Raw genomic sequence first — 19,760 nt, 5'->3', positions numbered from 1 at the left:
GTTATCCTTGCATCTGCGGCTTGTGCGCGGTGACGTGAATATAGCGGCCAAGGCTGATAAAAGGCTCCTGACGGCAATACCGCGTTTCTAATTCTGTTAAGGTGTCAAAACAGTCACGCTGTTTGTGTTTTTCACGCAGATAATCATGAAACACCCTGACGCCCGTCTTCCCGACTATCTGCCAGCCAATCGCTTCCAGCCAGCCATAAACCTGCTGTGGATCGCGCGGATAGTCCGGGGAAAGCGTGCGCTTTTTCTTTTTGGGCATCCCGACCTGAACATAGTCGAAGTTTCCTGCAACCATGTTGTGCATCAGAAAGCCGTTAGCATTGTAGAACATCAGCGACAGCGTGCCGCCCGGGCGCAACATCGACCACAGGGTTTGTAACACGCTTTGCGGATCGGCAACCCACTCCAGCACCGCATGAAACAATATCAGATCAACCTGGGTTTCCAAATGCTGTGCGATATCCTGAGCGGCGCATTGTATGAAATGCATGTTGTCGCTCACACCTTTCTCTTCTGCCGCACGCGTCGCCCGGGCGACCATTTCAGCAGAAAGATCGCAAAGCGTGACGTGATGACCGCGTTCAGCCATTTTTATGGCCGTCTGGCCTTCACCGCCACCGGCGTCCAGCACGCGCAACGTTTGACCACCGAACGTAGCCAGAATGGTGTCCAGATCCTGCCAGAGGATCGTCTGACGGAGCTGCCCTTTCGTGGTGCCATAAATGTTGCGCGAAAACTTTTCCGCGATGTCATCAAAATTGCGATCCCGCATTGGGAGAGTTCCACTCGCTAACTGCAAAACCGCTATTTTGTCACACCCGCGCGGAGAATGAACCTCTCTGGTGTAATATCACGGGTAATCACCTGCTATATGGTCAAAAAAGGAACCAAAAAGGATGCTTTTTACCCTTAAGAAATACATTGGAGGGATGATGCTTCCCCTTCCGCTGCTGCTCATCATCATCGCGCTGGGGCTGGCGCTGGTGTGGTTCAGTCGCTTTCAGAAAAGTGGCAAAACGCTTATCACGCTCGGCTGGTTAGTCTTGCTGCTGCTAAGCCTGCAACCGGTCGCGGATGGTCTGCTACGCCCCATCGAAAACAAGTACCCGACATGGCAGGGAAAGCAGAAAGTGGCGTACATCGTGGTGCTGGGCGGCGGATATACCTGGGATCCTGACTGGGCCCCCAGTTCAAACCTGATCAACAACAGCCTGCCGCGGCTGAACGAAGGTATTCGCCTCTGGCTGGCGAATCCGGGATCAAGAATGATCTTCACCGGCGCGGCGGCCAAAACGAACCCGGTGAGCACGGCTGAAGCGGGCGCCAGGGTCGCGGAATCGCTCGGCGTACCGCGTTCTTCAATAATCACTCTCGACAGCCCAAAAGATACCGAAGAAGAGGCTGCCGCTGTGAAGCAGGCAATTGGCGATGCCCCGTTCTTACTGGTGACCTCCGCCTCACACCTGCCGCGCGCGATGATTTTCTTTGAGAAGCAAGGCCTGCACCCGCTTCCCGCGCCGGCAAACCAGATGGCAGTCGACGCGCCGCTCAACCCGTGGGAGCGGGCTATCCCCTCCCCGGCGTGGCTGATGCATAGCGACCGCGTCGGCTATGAGACGCTTGGACGCCTCTGGCAGTGGCTGAAAGGATCGTCAGGCGAGCCAGGGCAACAGTGATTTTGTTGCCAGATCGAAGTTTGCGCGATTAAAACGTCCGGTGTTCACCAGCTGCGCGACTTCGTCCCAGAGCAGGTAGAGCCAGCGCCGCCAGAGAAATGCTTCCGCAACAGGGGCGCGCTGAAGGTAATGCCACAGTAAACCTTCCGCCGCCCCGCTGTCGCTGAGCCTGAAGAGCTCATATTCGCGCGGAGCCCAGAGCATGATCCCCGGCCCGAGCATCGCCAGAAGCTGATCGCTGCGGGCATCTTTGAGCATGCTGCGCAGGGTGAAATTACCGTGGATCAAAACGCAGTTGTCATTAAAGCCGTCGAACAGTGCCGGTAGGCACTCGCGGGTGCGAAACAGAATACGTTTGTCCTGCATGGTTAAACCGGTATTGTTGAACTGGTTAAGCGTCCCCCAGAGCACTTCCACCCGCTGGCGGTACCACTGCGGCCACAGGTTTTCCTGAGTGCTGTCGACCGGACCAACAAGTCCGCGGCTATCCTGACGGTGCCAGGCCAGCAGCGCCTCGACAATCTGGTCTTTTAACTGCTCCCAGCGTTCCGGCGTGCGCGCAGGCGCTTCAACGGACACACCGCGTAAACGCTCAATCAGCAGCACGTCCGGGCCGGGGTGTTCCTCGTGGGTCATCACGCCGTACACCGTCGGCATACGGACGGTCCCCTCCCGCGCCAGCATCGACATTTTCCATGCAAGCTGCCTGGCTACTCCCGGCGAGGTGAAACTTCTGGCCATCAGCGGCATTGGGTTGCCCTGACTGTCATACAATGACCAAAGCGCGGTATCGGCCTTTTCACTCACGCATTCTACCCGGCTTAATTTCTCACCCAGCAGATGGCTAAGTTCGGCACGCAGCTGTTCCATATGAGATTACCCCCATTAAGACTACTGCTTTTATAATGAGCGTCCTTAATGAAGATGTCACCCGGAAGAGATCAATCAGGAAAAAGAAAGTGAAAAATAAAGCGGAGAGTGCATCCCTCACTGCGGAGAGATGCCGGTAAGATTAACGCAATTCGGCTCGAACGCGCTCAAGATCTTCAGGGGTGTCTACGCCCGTGCCGGGAACTTCCTCAGCAACGGCAACGTGAATTTTCTCGCCATACCAGAGCACGCGAAGCTGCTCCAGCATTTCGATATGCTCCAGCGGGCTCGGCGCCCAGGCCACATAGCGGCGAATAAAGCCGGCGCGATAGCCGTAGATCCCAATATGACGCAGGAAGGTATCACCGATGGTCTCTTTAGAAAGCGCAAAGCGATCGCGATCCCACGGAATCGTAGCTCGGGAGAAATAGAGCGCATAGCCTTCCGCATCCATGACGACCTTCACCGCATTCGGATTGAATGCCTCTTCAGCGTGGTGAATGGGTACCGCCAGCGTGGCCATTCCGACCTGACGCTGGGCCAGGTTTTCGGCCACCTGACGGATAATCACCGCCGGGATCATCGGCTCGTCACCCTGCACGTTTACGATGACCGTATCATCACTGAAACCACATTTCTCAACCACTTCCGCCAGACGTTCGGTGCCGGACTGGTGATCGACGCGGGTCATGCATACCTCACCGCCTGCTGCCTCAACCGCACGGGCGACGTCAGGATGATCGGTTGCAACAATCACGCGATCGGCACCGGATTCACGCGCGCGTTCAAGAACATGCACAATCATCGGCTTGCCGTTGATATCCACCAGCGGTTTACCCGGCAGACGGGTTGAGGCATAACGCGCAGGGATAATGACAACAAAACTCATGGTTTGCTCTCTTCTGCTACCAGGGAGCGGGCTTCATTTTCCAGCAGTACCGGAATGCCGTCACGCAGCGGGAAAGCCAGGCTGTCCAGCTTGCAGATCAGCTCCTGTTTGTCCTGGCTGTAGTAGAGTTTGCCGTTGCATACCGGGCAGGCAATAATTTCAAGTAAACGGTGATCCATAGTTCCTCCGTATGGGTAATCGCTAAAGCTTAACACATTCCCTTTTCAGGGCGTGCCTGTTTCCCAGCCACTTCGACAGGATGTAAACAATCCATCAGGTACCCGGCCCAGCGTCACGTCGCGGGCACCCTGCCAGCGCGCGAATTCGCTAATGGCGGACGTTAACCCTTTTTCCAGGCTCGCCGTCACCCTGACGCCTTCTTGCAGATAAAGCGCAATGATTTCAAGCGTTCCGGTCTTGCGGTGCATTTTGGCATCCATACGCCCGACCAGTTGCCCCTTGTGCAGCAGCGGTAAAACAAAATAGCCGTACTGGCGCTTTGGAGCCGGGGTATAACATTCCAGCCGGTAGCTAAAATCGAACAGCTGCTCGGCGCGTTTTCTGTCCCAGACGACCGGGTCGAAAGGCGACAGCACCGCACTGTGGGTTGCCTGAAGTTTCCCCTCCAGGGCCAGAGGCAGTAGCGGGAGGAGATCCGCATGCAGCCACATTTCGCCCAGCGTTTCCACCGTGACGGGGATGATGCGCTGTTCGCGTTGCCAGATGTCCAGCAGCGGTTTCAGCGCGGGCTGGCGAAGGCGGTAATAGTCTGCCAGCCATTGGGGGCGGAAAATCCCCAGGCTGCGGGCGCTGTTCTCCAGCATGATGGCCTCGGCAGTCTCCTGGGTAAGCAGGTCACGCTCGTCGTCCCAGTGCGGCATCACGCGATGCGTCAGGTCGTAGACGCGCTGAAAATTACGCCGCTCAATCACCATGACTTTACCTGAGGTGAACAGCCCTTCGAGATGACGTTTGTGCGGCTTCCACTCCCACCAGCCGCTGGTGCCCTTGCGAGGGTGTTCAAAATCGGCAGAGCGGACGGGACCGTTTTCCTGAATATGCGCGATGAGCTGCTCAATTTCAGCCGCATGTTCCTGCATCCACGCCTGTCGGTATTTCCAGCCCATCTTTTCCGGCGCGAGCATGCGGTGACGAACCAGGGCAAAATCGCTGCGGGGCAGAAAACAGGCTTCGTGCGCCCAGTACTCCATTAACTCCCCCTTGCTTAGCGCTTCATCCAGCCACTGCGAAGGATAATTCCCCAGTCGACTAAACAGGACCAGGTAAGGGCTACGGGCCACAATGTTAATGGTGTCGATTTGAAGCAGCGACATGCGCTGGACGGTAGAGAGAATATCGGCAGGCTGTGCGCGGCGGCGGGGCTTTTTGAGCAGCCCCTGCGCGGCAAGGTGTAAATGACGTGCGGCTGAAAGCGAGAGTTGCGGTAATGACATGCGTTTTCCTGTCAGTCTAAGCGCCACCGGAACCGCGTAAGCCTTTACTGCACCAACGCAATCAGTTCCTGGAGCAAGTGTTCCGGCTGCTCGCCGCTGAGTTCAGCGTCAACCGGCAGATACCACCAGTTATCTTTCGCAAAGGCACGGCATTTTACCGCATCTTTTTCGGTCATGATCAGCGACTGTCCGGGCACAGTCAGGGCGTCAACCTGCCCTTCCACCAGCGCCTGGTGGTCGGCCAGCGGAACGCGTTTTTCAAGCCGGGCACCACACTGCTCCAGCGTCGCGAAGAAGCGCGGGGGATGACCAATTCCCGCCATCGCCACCGGTGAAGGTAGCTCAGCAACCGACCGGCGTTCACCCGTCGCCAGGTTGACCGCCAGACCCGGCTGCAGGTGCATGGGGATTTCACCCGCGTTTGCCTCACCGCCGTTCACAATCACCGCATCAACGGACTTAAGACGCGAAGCACGTTCGCGCATGGGCCCGGCCGGCAGCCACCAGCCGTTACCGAAGCGGCGAACCCCGTCGATGACCACAATCTCTTTATCACGCGCCAGAGCGTAATGCTGCAGGCCGTCGTCAGTGATGATGATTTGTGCCGCGTGTTTAGCAAGCAGGGCCTGCACGGCGTCGCTGCGTACCGGGGAGACCGCAACTGGCGCGCCGGTACGCTGGAAAATCAATACTGGCTCATCACCCGCTTCTGCGGTCGTGGTTTCCGCCGACAGCAGCAATGGGTAGTGCGCCGCTTTACCACCATACCCACGCGACACCACGCCGGGGCGGATGCCGCGTTTTTGCAATTGCTCCACCAGCCAGATCACCACCGGCGTTTTACCGTTGCCGCCTGCCGTAAGATTACCGACAACCACAACCGGCACCGGCGCGCGCCAGGCACGCTTCAGCCCCAGACGGTAAAGCAGACGGATAATGCCGCTTACCAGGCCGTATAGCCAGGATAGCGGCAAAAGCAGCAGCCACAGCGGGTTCTCACCGGACCAAATGCGTGCAATCATTCGCCAAACTGCATCTTATGAAGCTGGGCGTAAACGCCGCGGTGCTCCAGCAGGTCAGCATGGCTTCCGCGTTCAACAATGATACCGTCCTCAACCACGACGATTTCGTCAGCCTGCTCGATAGTCGACAGACGGTGTGCAATCACCAGCGAGGTACGGTTCTTTTGCAGCTCATCCAGCGCAGACTGAATAGCACGTTCAGATTCCGTATCCAGCGCAGAGGTCGCTTCGTCCAGAATCAGAATCGGGCTATCGCGCAGTAGAGCACGCGCAATGGCAATACGCTGACGCTGACCACCGGAGAGCAGTACCCCGTTCTCGCCGATGATGGTATCCAGGCCGTTATCCATCTTATTGATAAAGTCCATTGCGTAGGCCATACGCGCGGCGTTCTCAATCTGCTCGCGGCTGTACTCATCAGTGCGCGCGTAAGCGATGTTGTTGGCGACCGTATCGTTAAACAGATGCACGTTCTGAGAAACCAGAGCAACCTGGTTACGCAGCGACTGAAGGGTATACTCCCGCAGGTCATGCCCGTCTAACAGGATCTCACCTTCGTTAATATCGTAAAAGCGGGTGATCAGACTGGCAATGGTCGATTTACCCGAGCCGGAACGGCCTACCAGAGCCACGGTTTTACCCGCCGGAATGGAGAGGTTGATATTACGCAGGGCCGGTGTTTCGCGGCCAGGGTAGGTAAAGGTCACATTACGAAACTCAACGTCGCCGTTTGCACGCTCAATGACGCGCTTACCTTCATCTTTTTCCTGCTCGGAATCCAGAATGCTGAACAGGGTCTGACAGGCCGCCATCCCACGCTGGAACTGGGCGTTGACGTTTGTCAGGGATTTCAGCGGACGCATCAGGGCAATCATTGAGGAGAAGACCACGGTGATGGTACCCGCCGTCAGCGTCTCCATGACGCTTGGGAAGCTTGCCGCATACAGGACGAATGCCAGCGCCAGTGACGCAATCAGCTGAATAATCGGGTCAGAGATGGAAGAGGCTGAGACCATTTTCATCCCCTGAAGACGCATTTTGTTGCTGACTTTATCAAAGCGTTTTGTTTCGACTTCCTGACCGCCGAAGATCAACACTTCCTTATGCCCTTTCAGCATCTGTTCCGCGCTAGTGGTCACCTGCCCCATCGTGTTCTGCATATTCTTACTAATATTGCGGAAGCGCTTTGAGACGACGCGGATGGCAATAGAAACTACCGGCGCCAGAACGATAAGGATGAGCGACAGCTGCCAGCTGTAATAGAACATCATCACGAACAGGCCGATGATTGACGCGCCCTCACGCACAACGGTGATCAGTGCGCTTGAGGACGAGGAGGCAACCTGCTCGGAGTCGTAGGTAATACGCGACAGCAGCGTCCCGGTAGACTGCTTGTCAAAGAACGAGACCGGCATGCCCATCATGTGGCTGAACAGGCGACGGCGCATGGTCATCACCACTTTCCCGGATACCCAGGAAATGCAGTAGCTGGAGATGTAGCTGGTGATACCGCGTAAGATCATCAGTCCGATAACCACCAGAGGCATCCACAGCAGCACTGAGCGATCCGTTTTACCAAAACCGTCGTCCAGTAACGGTTTGAGAAGCGATAGCATAAAAGTATCGCTGGCTGCGTTGAGGATTAACGCTACTCCCGCCACGATCAGGCCTGTTTTAAAGGGCGCAATCATCGGCCAGAGACGGCGGAAGGTTTGCCACGTGGAGAGATCTTTGTCGTTATGCATTCAAAAAACCAGCATTCGTTGAAATAGCCGCATATTCTACCCGTTATCGACGGGCGCGCCAAACCACTGATGATACCAAACGGGTAAAAATTGCTCTCGCAAGCGCCGGATTTGCCAGTGATGTTGCGAGAATGTCACCGATATTTGTCCAGAATGAGGGGTATCGTGCCAGATATACCCCTCTTTTCGATAGCGTCGGACAACTTTTGCTGACGGGAATCGCCATGCGTTATAGCGGGCCGCTGAATCCAGGGCGATTCTACCTTCCACCCGCTGTACCAGCGGCAAGGAAGAAGAAGTAATGCTGCCATGATGGGGCACCTGTATGAGGGTAGAGGTCAGATAACGCCAGTAATGGCTAAGCATAGCCTGTTCCGCCTGCGCTTCAATATCTCCTGTTAGCAGAACACTCTGCTCACCGTCGTCGATTTTTACCACGCAGGAATGGTTGTTTCCCTGAGCCGGGTAATTTTCAGGGGGCCAGTGTACGGTGAAGGAGAGTCCCTGCCACCTCCATCTCTCCCCGCGAAAACAGGGGTGATGCCCCGCCAGGCGCAATGGGCTTCTTACCCACAGGTCAGGCCATGCTTTTTGCAACGATGCGAGGCCTCCCGCATGGTCGAGGTGCTCATGACTGAGAATAACGCCTTCAGGCCGCAGGTGATGCCAGCGAAGCCACGGGATAATTAACCGCTGTCCGCTGTCCCCGCCCGGCCAGGCGAGCCCGGTATCATAGAGAATGGCTTTCCCCTGCCGTTCAATGACTATTGCCAGCCCCTGCCCCACATCCAGCATATGTACCGTCCAGCTCTCGCTTTTTTCCGTTCTCCAGAGAGGAAATGTCAGTAAGACACTTCCTGCAAAAATAACGGCGGGAAGGGTTTTCCAGGCACGTAAACGCCAGCCAATGATGATAAGCCAGGGCAGTAGTGTCATGTACTGCCAGCGTTGATCTACACTCTGCCAGCCATCAGGCAGGCGCATGAGGAGCCAGAATAGCCCCGCAAGTGACTTATCGGCTGCAAACCAGACAACGCTTTCCAGTGCTTCCAGCGGCAGCAGATGAAGCAGCATGCCGAGCAGGATCAGCGGTACGGAGACAAACGTCACCAGAGGAACGGCAAAGAGATTCGCGACCAGTGAGGTGAAGCTGAAGCCATGGAAAATCAGAACCTGTAACGGCATCAGCAGCATCAGCATACCGACCTGCAGAGAGAGCAGGTTCAGCAGCGGCCGTATACGTCGAGCCCGTTGCCAGTCAGGAAGAGGCAGCCACTGAAACCAGAAAATCAGCGCGGCGACGGCAAATGCAGACAGGGCAAGACTCTGCGAAAGTACGGCTAAGGGATCGCTTATCAGGATCGCTGCGATACAGCATCCCCATACCTGCCAGGGAGACCATTGGCGGGCAGCGATCCGCAACATTGCAAGCACAGCAAGCGCGATGACCGTTCGTAGCGCAGGAGGTTGCAGACCGGTAAGCCAGGCATAGAAGGCGGCAAAGCATAACCCAGCCAGGAGAGGCATTTGCCAGTAGACCCGATGGCTGGGTAATAAAAACTGGAGTCCACGTGCAAGTAACCAGACGAGGGATGCCGCCAGCGCGATATGCAGGCCCGAAATCGCCATCAAATGCAGCGTCCCGGTTTCACGCATCAGGTCTTTTATTTCCCGGGGAACATCCAGACGTTCACCCATCCCAAGTCCGAGGATAACCGCACCCCAGCGGTAAGCAGAAAGTCGGTTTTGCAGTGACATCAGGTATTGCGCTCGCAGGCTGCAGCGCCCATCGACGAGTTCAGCACGGGTGAAGCGCCCACTCAGCGTTTGATGTTGGGCAAAGGCGCTGCGCTGAGAATCATAACCGCCGTCGTTCAGTTCGCCATGGGCAGGCCTGAGCCTGAGCGTCATGGTCCAGCGCTGACCGGCACACGCTTTCTGTGGCAGATAGTTGCCATACAGCGTTACGCCGGTTGAAGCCCACCAGCGCTTGCCATCAATGCTGCGAATGTTTCCCTGATGCAGAGTAGCGCCGTCGGTCGATGTGAGTTCTACCTCAGCCTGCACAGCCCCCGTGGTTAAATGCTGCATCGGCCAGACGCTCTCCTGCGCGGCCAGAATGCCCCACGCAAAAATAACAGCGTAATACCAGCATACTTCACTCGATGGTTTTGCCATGCAGCAAGCACTATCCCGCCAGCCACCATGACCCACACGGTGTAAGGTGATGGCAGTTCAGGTAACCAGAGTAACGGGGCTATCGCCAGAATGGCGCAGATACTAAGCGTGGGAACTCCCATTGCTACCTCCCTGTTTCAGAGCGGCAGTATGTATGCAAGCAGTGCGAAATGTCAGATGAGAAAAATGCGTTTTGCAGCGCGCGCTGTGTTGTTTTTATCGGCTTACAGAAAACGAAACTGAAAATGCGGGACATCTTCAGAATAAAAGCGACAGACACAAAAAAAGCACCCGCAGGTGCTTTCTTTCGAACCCAGTTTAACCGGCTGGCTAAACTCAGTTACCGTAAATATTGGCGCGATCGCGCAGTTCTTTACCCGGCTTAAAGTGTGGAACGTACTTACCTTCCAGCTCGACTTTATCGCCAGTTTTCGGGTTACGCCCGGTACGTGGAGCACGATAGTGCAGAGAAAAACTACCGAAACCGCGGATTTCAATGCGCTCGCCCTGGGCAAGAGTGGAGGCCATATGCTCCAGCATCTCTTTTACGGCATCTTCCACTGCCTTGGCAGGGATATGCGGTTGCTGACTGGCAAGTCTTTCAATCAATTCTGACTTGGTCATGATTCCTCCGGTTCCTTTCAAACCAATTAGCTGAACAGCTCATTAAACAAGGGCGGCCGTAGCCGCCCTTTGTTATTGATTACAGGACGAATCCTGCAATCTGTCAAGTTTGCTCCTCATCCTTCACGCTGTAAATGCGTTACAGCGCAAATGATGCTGAGAACCTGATATTACTCGCCTTTAGCTGCTTTGAAAGCTTCAGCCATTGCGTTGTTAGAGAAGTTTGCATCTTCCTGTTTGTTAACAGTTGCGATTGCATCTTTCTCATCAGCTTCGTCTTTAGCACGAACAGACAGGCTGATTGCACGGTTCTTACGGTCAACACCGGTGAACTTAGCTTCAACGTCGTCGCCTACGTTCAGAACCAGAGTGGCATCTTCAACGCGGTCACGGGAAGCTTCAGAAGCGCGCAGGTAACCCTCAACGCCGTCAGCCAGTTCTACGGTTGCGCCTTTAGCGTCAACTGCAGTTACTTTACCGTTTACGATTGCGCCTTTCTTGTTCAGTGCAACCCAGTTGTTGAACGGATCTTCTGCGAGCTGTTTAACGCCCAGGGAGATACGCTCACGCTCTGCGTCAACCTGCAGAACAACTGCAGCGATTTCGTCGCCTTTTTTGTATTCACGAACTGCTTCTTCGCCTGCAACGTTCCAGGAGATGTCAGACAGGTGAACCAGGCCATCGATGCCGCCGTCCAGGCCGATGAAGATACCGAAGTCAGTGATAGACTTGATTTTACCTTCAACACGGTCGCCTTTGTTGTGGGTTTCCGCGAACTGCTGCCATGGGTTGTTTTTGCACTGTTTCAGGCCCAGGGAGATACGACGACGTTCTTCGTCGATATCCAGAACCATCACTTCCACTACATCACCAACGTTAACAACTTTGGATGGGTGGATGTTTTTGTTGGTCCAGTCCATTTCGGAAACGTGCACCAGACCTTCAACGCCTTCTTCGATTTCAACGAAGCAGCCGTAGTCAGTCAGGTTGGTTACGCGACCAGTCAGTTTAGTACCTTCTGGGTAACGCTTAGCGATAGCTACCCATGGATCTTCGCCCAGCTGTTTCAGGCCGAGGGATACACGAGTACGCTCGCGGTCGAACTTCAGCACTTTAACAGTGATTTCGTCGCCCACGTTCACGATTTCGCTTGGGTGCTTAACGCGTTTCCACGCCATGTCGGTGATGTGCAGCAGGCCATCAACGCCGCCCAGGTCAACGAATGCGCCGTAGTCAGTGAGGTTCTTAACGATACCTTTGACTTCCATGCCTTCCTGCAGGTTTTCCAGCAGCTGATCGCGTTCTGCGCTGTTTTCAGATTCGATAACGGCACGACGGGAAACAACAACGTTGTTACGCTTCTGGTCCAGCTTGATTACTTTGAACTCAAGCTCTTTGCCTTCCAGGTGCAGGGTGTCACGGACTGGACGAACGTCTACCAGAGAACCTGGCAGGAACGCACGAATACCATTCAGCTCAACAGTGAAGCCACCTTTAACTTTGCCGTTGATAACACCGACCACAGTTTCAGCTTCTTCGTAAGCTTTTTCCAGCGTGATCCAAGCTTCGTGACGTTTCGCTTTCTCACGAGAAAGCAGGGTTTCACCGAAGCCGTCTTCTACTGCGTCCAGAGCAACGTCAACTTCGTCGCCAACCTGGATTTCCAGCTCGCCCTGGGCGTTTTTGAACTGCTCTGCCGGAATGGCGGACTCAGATTTCAGACCGGCGTCAACCAGTACTACGTCTTTGTCGATAGCAACAACAACACCGCGAACGATGGAACCCGGGCGGGTTTCGATTTCTTTTAAGGATTCTTCAAACAGTTGAGCAAAAGATTCAGTCATGTTTAATCTTCAGGTTAATATTAACGTCCACCTGGCTCCGTGCCGGATGGGGTTGTTTCACATACCCGCCGTCAATCCATTGCAGCGGGGGTACTGCTAAATCGGTCGCGATTACGCGAGTGCCAGTTTTTGGCGCGCATATTGTAGCGCTTTTTCAATCACTTGCTCAATAGTTAAACTGGTTGAATCCAGAACTAATGCATCTTCTGCTGGAACAAGTGGAGCGACGGCGCGGTTACGATCGCGGTCATCGCGCTCTTTTATCTCGGATAAAAGGCGATCAAAGTTAACACTAAACCCCTTTTCCTGCAACTGAAGCATGCGGCGCTGAGCGCGTTCTTCCGAAGAGGCGTCAAGGAAAATTTTCACAGGTGCATCAGGGAATACCACGGTTCCCATATCGCGTCCGTCCGCGATCAAACCCGGGGCTTCACGAAACGCGCGCTGACGACGTAACAACGCCTCACGAACGCGCGGGAAGGCCGCTACCTGAGAGGCCGCATTCGCCACTTCCTGAGTACGGATTTCCCCGCTCACGTCTTCCCCTTCAAGGATCACTTCCAGGTTGCCATCGGTCGACACGAAACGCACATCAAGATGCGCGGCCAGCGGAACCAGCGCTTCTTCTGACGCCACGTCCACGTGATGATGTAGCGCAGCCAGAGCCAGCACGCGATAGATTGCTCCCGAATCTAAAAGATGCCATTGCAATGCTTCCGCCATCGCTTTGCACAGAGTCCCTTTCCCTGCGCCACTCGGCCCATCAATGGTGATTACCGGGGCAATTGCCGTCATCTTTTTCTCCTTAAATAAGGCATACCGTTTACATGAACGCCGCGCATTATACGCGTCAACGTGCGCAACTGTTACCTTTGCGTGCAAATTACGGATTGATTGAAGCAGAGTGTAGAAGAAATGAACGGAAGTGTTCGTCAGGAAGCGTAAGGAAATGCCGCATCAGGCGATGCGGCAAGGTGTTATCAGGCCAGCGTGCTAATGCGTGCCAGCTGTTCGAAGTAGTCCGGGAACGTTTTCGCCGTACATTTCGGGTCAAGGATGGTCACAGGCGTGTCTGACAACGCCACCAGCGAGAAGCACATCGCCATACGGTGATCGTTGTAGGTTCCGATCTCGGCAACCTGCAGTTTTGCAGGAGGCGTGATGCGAATGTAGTCTTCGCCCTCTTCCACCTCAGCGCCGACCTTACGCAGCTCAGTCGCCATCGCGAACAGACGGTCAGTCTCTTTTACGCGCCAGTTGTAGATATTACGCAGCGTGGTGGTGCCTTTTGCAAACAGCGCCGCAGTGGCAATGGTCATCGCCGCATCCGGAATATGGTTCATGTCCATATCGATGGCCTTCAAATCGCCATGGGTACAGGCAATGAAGTCATCACCCCAGGTCACAACCGCGCCCATTTTTTCCAGCACGTCCGCAAAACGGATGTCGCCCTGCACGCTATTGCGACCAATACCGGTGACCTTCACGGTACCGCCTTTGATCGCGCCCGCAGCCAGGAAGTAAGAAGCCGAAGAAGCGTCGCCTTCAACCAGATAGCTGCCCGGAGACTGGTACTGCTGCGCTCCACGCACCACGAAGCGCTGATAAGACTGGTTTTCCACCTCGACACCGAAGGTTTTCATCAGGTGCAGGGTGATATCAATATAAGGTTTGGAGACCAGCTCGCCTTTAATCGTAATAACCGTATCCTGCGGCGCCAGCGGCGCGGTCATCAGCAGTGCCGTCAGGAACTGGCTGGAGACGCTGCCGTCAACCTCGACGTGACCGCCGTTAAAACCACCGCGCAGACGCAGTGGCGGATAGTTTTCCTGCTCCAGATACTCAACCTGCGCGCCGCCCTGACGCAGGGCATCCACCAGATGGCCAATCGGACGCTCTTTCATGCGAGGTTCGCCGGTCAGCACAATGTTGTTGCGCCCAAGACACAGGGCCGCCGCCAGCGGACGCATCGCGGTACCCGCGTTGCCCAGAAACAGCTCAAGCTCTTCATCCGTCTGCAGCGCGCCGCCGCTGCCGGTCACTTCGCAGCGGGTACGATCGTCGGAGAGAATGTAATGAACACCCAACGCTTTCAGCGCATTGAGCATATGGCGTACGTCATCGCTGTCCAGCAGGTTTGTAAGGACGGTGGTGCCGTTTGCCAGTGCTGCCAGCAGCAGAGCGCGGTTCGAGACACTTTTTGAACCAGGCAGATTAATGGTGCCATCTACCCGCGCGATAGGTTGTAACGTCAGGGATTCCATGAAAACTTAACTCTCAACTCAACATAATAAAAACCCCGCAGCAGGCTACGGGGGTGAAAACAGCGCTATTAACCGTGGCGACGTTCGAAGTCGATCATGAAATCCGTCAGAGCTTTAACGCCTTCCAGCGGCATCGCGTTATAGATGGAGGCACGCATGCCGCCAACGACACGGTGACCTTTGAGCGAATGCAGGCCTGCCGCGAAGGACTCTTCAAGGAACACTTTATCCAGGCTGCTGTCCGCCAGCTGGAACGGCACGTTCATGCGGGAACGGTTAGCTTTCGCCACATCGTTGCGATAGAAATCGCTTTTGTCGATCACGCCATACAGCAGTTCAGCTTTCTGCTGATTCACCTTGTCCATCTGTGCCACGCCGCCGTTTTGCTTCAGCCATTTGAAGACCAGGCCTGAAAGATACCAGGCAAACGTTGGTGGGGTGTTGAACATAGAATCGTTATCGTTCAGCACGGTGTAATCGAGAATCGACGGGCAGGATTTATGCGCTTTACCCAGCAGGTCTTCACGCACGACGACGATAGTCAAACCGGCCGGACCGATATTTTTCTGCGCGCCCGCATAGATAACGCCGTAGCGGCTGACATCAATTGGCGCAGACAGAATGGTGGAGGAGAAGTCGGCGGCAACCACGACATCGCTGCCGAAGTTTGGCGTCTCGTCGATGGCAATCCCGTCAATGGTTTCGTTCGGGCAGTAGTGCAGATACGCTGCGTTATCAGAAAGCTGCCACTCGCTCATTGGCTTCACGGCGCGCAGGCCATCAACGGTCACTTTGGCGTCGATAACATTCGGCGTGCAGTATTTATGCGCTTCTTTAACGGCGCTCGCAGCCCAGTAGCCCGCGTCAACGTAGTCAGCCGTCGTTTTGTCACCGAGGATATTCAGCGGAACGCCTGCAAACTGGCCGCGTCCACCGCCGTGGCAGAACAATACTTTGTAGTTCGAGGGAATATTCAGCAGATCGCGAAAATCCTTTTCTGCCTCTTCGGCCACCTGAATAAACTCTTTACCACGGTGGCTGATTTCCATCACCGACGTACCGAGACCGTTCCAGTCACAGAGTTCCTGTTGAGCCTGTTTAAGCACGTCTGCCGGTAACATTGCCGGACCTGAACTGAAATTAAAGACTTGAGCCATTTCCCCTCACCACGCTAAAAGCCATAAGTTATAACTGTGGATATCGGTTTTATCATTCAGTGACACGCGCCGCAATGTCTAAAACTTATGACCCGTGAAATGTGCCCCGCGTCACACAAAACAATCTGCCGCCTCGCCATCACAAAACCGACAAAATGGCTGTCAGGTGATGCGTTTGGCCCGGCTAACCTTCGTCCATTCCGGATTTGCACAGCGGGGGCATAATTGACGATCCCCCGGCTGCATCGCGAGCACGTGGCTACATCTCACGCAGGCATACTCGCCTGACTCAGGTACGGTTCTGAAACGCTCGATCAGCATATCCGGCAGGATACACAGTCCCGGCTTCACCTCGTCGTCAGAATAGTAATAGACGCTGATCTGCCCGTTGGTCTCCATGATCGCCAGACGCACCTGCCCGAGCTGTTCAACGCTATTCAGTCGTAGCTCCATAAAGAACTCGAACTCGGTCATATTGGCGCTTTGTACATTTTCCCAGGCCAACTGCCCGTCCTCGACGATAACGACCGGCTTCCCCTCAAGCAGATCTTCCAGCTTTTCGCTTTTCGACATCAGCCACATGACAAGGCGATAAAGAAGCGCCAGTGAAACAAAAACGATAAACACCGGCACCATCGGCACATCATCATAGAAGGCGACATCCCCCGCCGCTGAACCCAGCGTCAGGATGATCAACACCTCAAAGAGCGACATCTGCCTTACGCCGCGACGGCCGGTGATTTTAAGAAACAGGAAGACAAGTACGAAGGTATACAGGCTGCGGAGCGCCACTTCGCCCAGAAATTCAGGAGGAACTTTATCAAACGCCATCCGCTGGAGATCAAATGCTTTCATTTTTCTATGCCTTAACAGTCAGTTACTGCCACTAAGCATAGCCCAGCCATTTATTTTCGCCGAAGATAGCACCCGTCACTCAAAACCCGTATCATTGCGCGCTTTACGTACGATAAAAGTGAACGCCATGACTCAAACGTTTATCCCCGGCAAAGATGCCGCTCTGGAAGATTCCATCGCTCGCTTCCAGCAGAAACTGACCGACCTGGGTTTTAACATCGAAGAAGCCTCCTGGCTCAATCCGGTGCCTCACGTCTGGTCCGTGCATATTCGCGATAAAGACTGTGCCCTGTGCTTTACCAACGGTAAAGGCGCGACAAAAAAAGCGGCACTGGCCTCTGCGCTGGGTGAGTATTTTGAGCGTCTGTCCACCAACTATTTCTTCGCTGACTTCTGGCTGGGCGAGACCATCGCTAACGGCCCGTTCGTTCACTATCCAAATGAAAAATGGTTCCCGCTGACCGAAGACGACGAACTGCCGGAAGGTATTCTCGACGCACGCCTGCGTGCCTTCTACGATCCAGACAACGAACTGACCGCCAGCATGCTGATCGATCTGCAGTCTGGCAATGAGGATCGTGGGATCTGCGCCCTGCCGTTTACCCGTCAGTCTGACGAGCAGACCGTCTATATCCCGATGAACATCGTCGGCAACCTGTATGTGTCCAACGGTATGTCCGCGGGTAACACCCGCAATGAAGCGCGCGTGCAGGGCCTTTCCGAAGTCTTTGAACGCCACATTAAAAACCGCATCATTGCCGAATCCATTAGCCTGCCTGAAATTCCGGCCGACGTGCTGGCGCGCTACCCGGGCGTGGTGGAATCCATCGCTAAGCTGGAAGCAGAAGGTTTCCCAATCTTTGCCTATGACGGCTCGCTGGGCGGCAAGTACCCGGTTATCTGCGTCGTGCTGTTCAACCCGACAAACGGCACCTGTTTCGCCTCCTTTGGCGCGCACCCTGACTTCGGCGTGGCGCTGGAACGCACCGTCACCGAGCTGCTGCAGGGCCGTAGCCTGAAAGATCTCGACGTGTTCACACCGCCAACGTTTGACGATGAAGAAGTGGCTGAACATACGAACCTCGAAACCCACTTCATTGACTCCAGCGGTTTGATCTCCTGGGATATGTTCAAACAGGACGCAGACTATCCGTTCGTGGACTGGAGCTTTGCAGGGACAACGGAAGAAGAGTTCGCGACGCTGATGGCGATTTTCAAAGCCGAAGACCAGGACGTCTATATCGCCGACTACGAGCACCTGGGCGTCTATGCATGCCGCATTATTGTTCCCGGCATGTCCGACATCTACCCTGCAGAAGATCTGTGGCTGGCGAATAACAGCATGGGTGCACATCTGCGCGAAACGCTGCTGGCTCTGCCTGGCAGCGAGTGGGAAAAAGAAGATTATCTGAACCTGATCGCCCAACTGGACGAGGAAGGCCACGATGACTTCACCCGCGTACGCGAACTCCTGGGTCTGGCGACAGGTAAAGATAACGGCTGGTATACCCTGCGTATCGGTGAACTGAAAGCGATGCTGGCCCTGGCGGGTGGCGACCTGGATCAGGCCCTGGCCTGGACCGAGTGGACCATGGAGTTCAACCAGTCGGTCTTCTCTGCCGAGCGCACCAACTATTACCGTTGCCTGCAAACCCTGCTGCTGCTTGCACAGGAAGAGGATCGCGAACCGCTGCAATACCTGAACGCTTTCGTGCGCATGTACGGTGCTGAGGCTGTAGAAGCAGCCAGCGCGGCCCTGAGCGGCGAAGCGCCGTTCTATGGCCTGCAGGCTGTTGATAGCGATCTGAAAGCCTTCCCGGCGCACCAGTCGCTGCTGAAGGCCTACGAAAAACTGCAGAAAGCAAAAGCCGCTTACTGGTCAAAATAAGCGCACATAACATTACCAGCAGTAGGCGTATTCAATCGTCTGGGCTATATTACGGGGCAATTTCATTGCCCCGTTTTTTATTTTCTTCGGCAATGACTGTTGATTGTAATAATAAAGTTAAACATGGGTAAATATAATAATATTTACCTGGGCTTTACTGTTACTTTTTATGGTAAATACTCCATATTAATTAACTGTATCCGAGGTGGCTGAACGAAAAAATTCAACTCTTTTCATAACTTTTAAAATTTATTTTTATACGGATAATCAAATACTTACTCCGCATTTGCTGTAAATCCATACACACTGCGGGCCTATAAGCCAGGCGAGATATGATCTATATCAATTTCTCTTCTATAATGCTTTGTTAGTATCTCGTCGCCGACTTAATAAAGAGAGAGTTAGTGTGAAAGCTGACAACCCTTTTGATCTTTTACTCCCTGCTGCGATGGCCAAAGTTGCCGAAGAAGCGGGTGTCTATAAAGCAACGAAACACCCGATGAAGACGTTCTATCTGGCGATCACGGCTGGTGTGTTCATCTCTATCGCTTTCGTCTTCTACATCACCGCCACCACCGGTACTGCGGGAATGCCTTTCGGTATGGCCAAACTGATTGGCGGCATTTGTTTCTCACTGGGTCTGATTCTCTGCGTCATCTGCGGCGCCGACCTCTTCACCTCAACGGTGCTGATTGTCGTGGCAAAGGCCAGCGGAAGAATTACCTGGGGTCAGCTGGCACGTAACTGGCTTAATGTTTACGTGGGTAACCTGGTTGGCTGTCTGCTCTTTGTTTTGTTGATGTGGCTTTCTGGCGAGTACATGACCGCCAACGGTGGCTGGGGCCTTAACGTCCTGCAAACCGCCGACCACAAAATGCACCACACATTTATCGAAGCCGTTGCTCTCGGCATCCTCGCTAACCTGATGGTCTGCCTGGCTGTATGGATGAGCTACTCGGGTCGTAGCCTGATGGACAAAGCCTTAATTATGGTTCTGCCGGTTGCGATGTTTGTTGCCAGCGGCTTTGAGCACAGTATCGCGAATATGTTCATGATCCCAATGGGCATTGTCATCCGCGACTTTGCGAGCCCGGAGTTCTGGACCGCAGTTGGTTCATCCCCGGAAAGTTTCTCTCACCTGACTATTATGAATTTCATTACTGATAACCTGATCCCTGTCACTATCGGGAACATTATCGGTGGGGGTCTGTTAGTTGGGTTGACATACTGGGTCATTTACCTGCGTGGCGACGATCATCATTGATGGTTTTCTCAGGCAGTAAAT

Annotated in this window: 16 protein-coding genes and 1 pseudogene; 3 read left to right on the top strand and 14 right to left on the bottom strand. The window is 54.5% G+C overall.

From position 1 onward, the window contains the following. Window position 1: 1 nt before the first annotated feature. Window positions 2-781 (bottom strand): tRNA uridine 5-oxyacetic acid(34) methyltransferase CmoM, encoded by a 780-nt coding sequence (gene cmoM / locus AB3N39_RS07160; protein ID WP_023311004.1) that lies wholly within the window; start codon window positions 779-781, stop codon window positions 2-4. Between the two features lie 124 nt (window positions 782-905). Here cmoM and elyC point away from each other — a divergent pair, with 124 nt between their 5' ends. Further along, on the top strand, window positions 906-1,685 hold the full coding sequence (gene elyC / locus AB3N39_RS07155; protein ID WP_063408037.1) for an envelope biogenesis factor ElyC: 780 nt from the start codon (window positions 906-908) through the stop codon (window positions 1,683-1,685). On the opposite strand, the gene AB3N39_RS07150 is transcribed toward elyC, so the two are convergent. From AB3N39_RS07150 to AB3N39_RS07090, 13 genes and pseudogenes are all read right to left on the bottom strand, one after another. Beyond that, a complete protein-coding gene (locus AB3N39_RS07150) occupies window positions 1,662-2,555 on the bottom strand; it encodes a YcbJ family phosphotransferase (RefSeq protein ID WP_111964561.1) in 894 nt (297 codons plus the stop codon). The genes elyC and AB3N39_RS07150 overlap by 24 nt on opposite strands. A gap of 142 nt (window positions 2,556-2,697) precedes the next feature. After that, window positions 2,698-3,444, bottom strand: a complete 747-nt coding sequence (gene kdsB, locus AB3N39_RS07145; protein ID WP_367897175.1) for a 3-deoxy-manno-octulosonate cytidylyltransferase — start codon at window positions 3,442-3,444, stop codon at window positions 2,698-2,700. Continuing rightward, window positions 3,441-3,623 carry a protein YcaR gene (gene ycaR, locus AB3N39_RS07140; protein WP_006174474.1) on the bottom strand — a complete coding sequence of 61 codons (183 nt, stop codon included), beginning with the start codon at window positions 3,621-3,623 and terminating at the stop codon, window positions 3,441-3,443. The genes kdsB and ycaR overlap by 4 nt, the downstream gene beginning before the upstream one ends. A 45-nt stretch (window positions 3,624-3,668) precedes the next feature. After that, the gene (locus tag AB3N39_RS07135) at window positions 3,669-4,898 is read right to left on the bottom strand and encodes a winged helix-turn-helix domain-containing protein (RefSeq protein WP_367897174.1); all 1,230 of its coding nucleotides are present in this window, start codon (window positions 4,896-4,898) and stop codon (window positions 3,669-3,671) included. 44 nt (window positions 4,899-4,942) lie between these two features. After that, window positions 4,943-5,920: a tetraacyldisaccharide 4'-kinase gene (gene lpxK, locus AB3N39_RS07130; protein ID WP_367897173.1), complete on the bottom strand. Its 978-nt coding sequence runs from the start codon at window positions 5,918-5,920 to the stop codon at window positions 4,943-4,945. After that, window positions 5,917-7,665 carry a lipid A ABC transporter ATP-binding protein/permease MsbA gene (gene msbA / locus AB3N39_RS07125; RefSeq protein WP_111964565.1) on the bottom strand — a complete coding sequence of 583 codons (1,749 nt, stop codon included), beginning with the start codon at window positions 7,663-7,665 and terminating at the stop codon, window positions 5,917-5,919. Before msbA ends, lpxK begins: the two co-directional genes overlap by 4 nt. 36 nt (window positions 7,666-7,701) lie before the next feature. Then, window positions 7,702-9,965 (bottom strand): annotated as a pseudogene (locus AB3N39_RS07120) (ComEC family protein). 214 nt (window positions 9,966-10,179) lie between these two features. Further along, on the bottom strand, window positions 10,180-10,467 hold the full coding sequence (gene ihfB, locus AB3N39_RS07115) for an integration host factor subunit beta (protein WP_008499965.1): 288 nt from the start codon (window positions 10,465-10,467) through the stop codon (window positions 10,180-10,182). A 170-nt stretch (window positions 10,468-10,637) separates the two neighbouring features. Then, window positions 10,638-12,311, bottom strand: a complete 1,674-nt coding sequence (rpsA, locus tag AB3N39_RS07110; protein ID WP_008499966.1) for a 30S ribosomal protein S1 — start codon at window positions 12,309-12,311, stop codon at window positions 10,638-10,640. Window positions 12,312-12,422: 111 nt separating this feature from the next. Then, complete coding sequence (cmk, locus tag AB3N39_RS07105) at window positions 12,423-13,106, bottom strand: (d)CMP kinase (RefSeq protein ID WP_024907794.1); 684 nt, start codon at window positions 13,104-13,106, stop codon at window positions 12,423-12,425. Window positions 13,107-13,291: 185 nt separating this feature from the next. Continuing rightward, the gene (gene aroA, locus AB3N39_RS07100; protein WP_111964567.1) at window positions 13,292-14,575 is read right to left on the bottom strand and encodes a 3-phosphoshikimate 1-carboxyvinyltransferase; all 1,284 of its coding nucleotides are present in this window, start codon (window positions 14,573-14,575) and stop codon (window positions 13,292-13,294) included. A 68-nt stretch (window positions 14,576-14,643) separates the two neighbouring features. Continuing rightward, window positions 14,644-15,732, bottom strand: coding sequence for a 3-phosphoserine/phosphohydroxythreonine transaminase (serC, locus tag AB3N39_RS07095; protein WP_143344890.1), 1,089 nt, complete (start codon window positions 15,730-15,732; stop codon window positions 14,644-14,646). 162 nt (window positions 15,733-15,894) lie between these two features. Further along, entirely contained in the window at window positions 15,895-16,587 is a 693-nt protein-coding gene (locus AB3N39_RS07090) for a DUF421 domain-containing protein (protein WP_111964569.1), read from the bottom strand. A gap of 127 nt (window positions 16,588-16,714) precedes the next feature. Between AB3N39_RS07090 and ycaO the strand changes: the two genes are divergently transcribed. Both ycaO and focA read left to right on the top strand, forming a co-directional pair. Further along, a complete protein-coding gene (gene ycaO / locus AB3N39_RS07085; protein WP_136194620.1) occupies window positions 16,715-18,475 on the top strand; it encodes a 30S ribosomal protein S12 methylthiotransferase accessory factor YcaO in 1,761 nt (586 codons plus the stop codon). 406 nt (window positions 18,476-18,881) lie between these two features. Continuing rightward, on the top strand, window positions 18,882-19,739 hold the full coding sequence (focA, locus tag AB3N39_RS07080) for a formate transporter FocA (protein WP_008499974.1): 858 nt from the start codon (window positions 18,882-18,884) through the stop codon (window positions 19,737-19,739). Window positions 19,740-19,760: the final 21 nt, after the last annotated feature.

It is taken from the genome of Enterobacter vonholyi (assembly GCF_040834095.1).
In the GTDB taxonomy this organism is placed as follows: domain Bacteria; phylum Pseudomonadota; class Gammaproteobacteria; order Enterobacterales; family Enterobacteriaceae; genus Enterobacter; species Enterobacter vonholyi.
This window is presented reverse-complemented; position numbering and strand designations above follow the sequence as displayed.

Excerpts from the sequence above, each read along its gene's own strand:
- aroA (WP_111964567.1), bottom strand. The coding sequence starts at position 14,575 with ATGGAATCCCTGACGTTACAACCTATCGCGCGGGTAGATGGCACCATT.
- AB3N39_RS07150 (WP_111964561.1), bottom strand. The coding sequence starts at position 2,555 with ATGGAACAGCTGCGTGCCGAACTTAGCCATCTGCTGGGTGAGAAATTA.
- lpxK (WP_367897173.1), bottom strand. The coding sequence starts at position 5,920 with ATGATTGCACGCATTTGGTCCGGTGAGAACCCGCTGTGGCTGCTGCTT.
- cmk (WP_024907794.1), bottom strand. The coding sequence starts at position 13,106 with ATGACGGCAATTGCCCCGGTAATCACCATTGATGGGCCGAGTGGCGCA.
- kdsB (WP_367897175.1), bottom strand. The coding sequence starts at position 3,444 with ATGAGTTTTGTTGTCATTATCCCTGCGCGTTATGCCTCAACCCGTCTG.
- AB3N39_RS07135 (WP_367897174.1), bottom strand. The coding sequence starts at position 4,898 with ATGTCATTACCGCAACTCTCGCTTTCAGCCGCACGTCATTTACACCTT.
- msbA (WP_111964565.1), bottom strand. The coding sequence starts at position 7,665 with ATGCATAACGACAAAGATCTCTCCACGTGGCAAACCTTCCGCCGTCTC.
- elyC (WP_063408037.1), top strand. The coding sequence starts at position 906 with ATGCTTTTTACCCTTAAGAAATACATTGGAGGGATGATGCTTCCCCTT.
- rpsA (WP_008499966.1), bottom strand. The coding sequence starts at position 12,311 with ATGACTGAATCTTTTGCTCAACTGTTTGAAGAATCCTTAAAAGAAATC.
- cmoM (WP_023311004.1), bottom strand. The coding sequence starts at position 781 with ATGCGGGATCGCAATTTTGATGACATCGCGGAAAAGTTTTCGCGCAAC.
- serC (WP_143344890.1), bottom strand. The coding sequence starts at position 15,732 with ATGGCTCAAGTCTTTAATTTCAGTTCAGGTCCGGCAATGTTACCGGCA.
- AB3N39_RS07090 (WP_111964569.1), bottom strand. The coding sequence starts at position 16,587 with ATGAAAGCATTTGATCTCCAGCGGATGGCGTTTGATAAAGTTCCTCCT.
- ycaR (WP_006174474.1), bottom strand. The coding sequence starts at position 3,623 with ATGGATCACCGTTTACTTGAAATTATTGCCTGCCCGGTATGCAACGGC.
- ycaO (WP_136194620.1), top strand. The coding sequence starts at position 16,715 with ATGACTCAAACGTTTATCCCCGGCAAAGATGCCGCTCTGGAAGATTCC.
- ihfB (WP_008499965.1), bottom strand. The coding sequence starts at position 10,467 with ATGACCAAGTCAGAATTGATTGAAAGACTTGCCAGTCAGCAACCGCAT.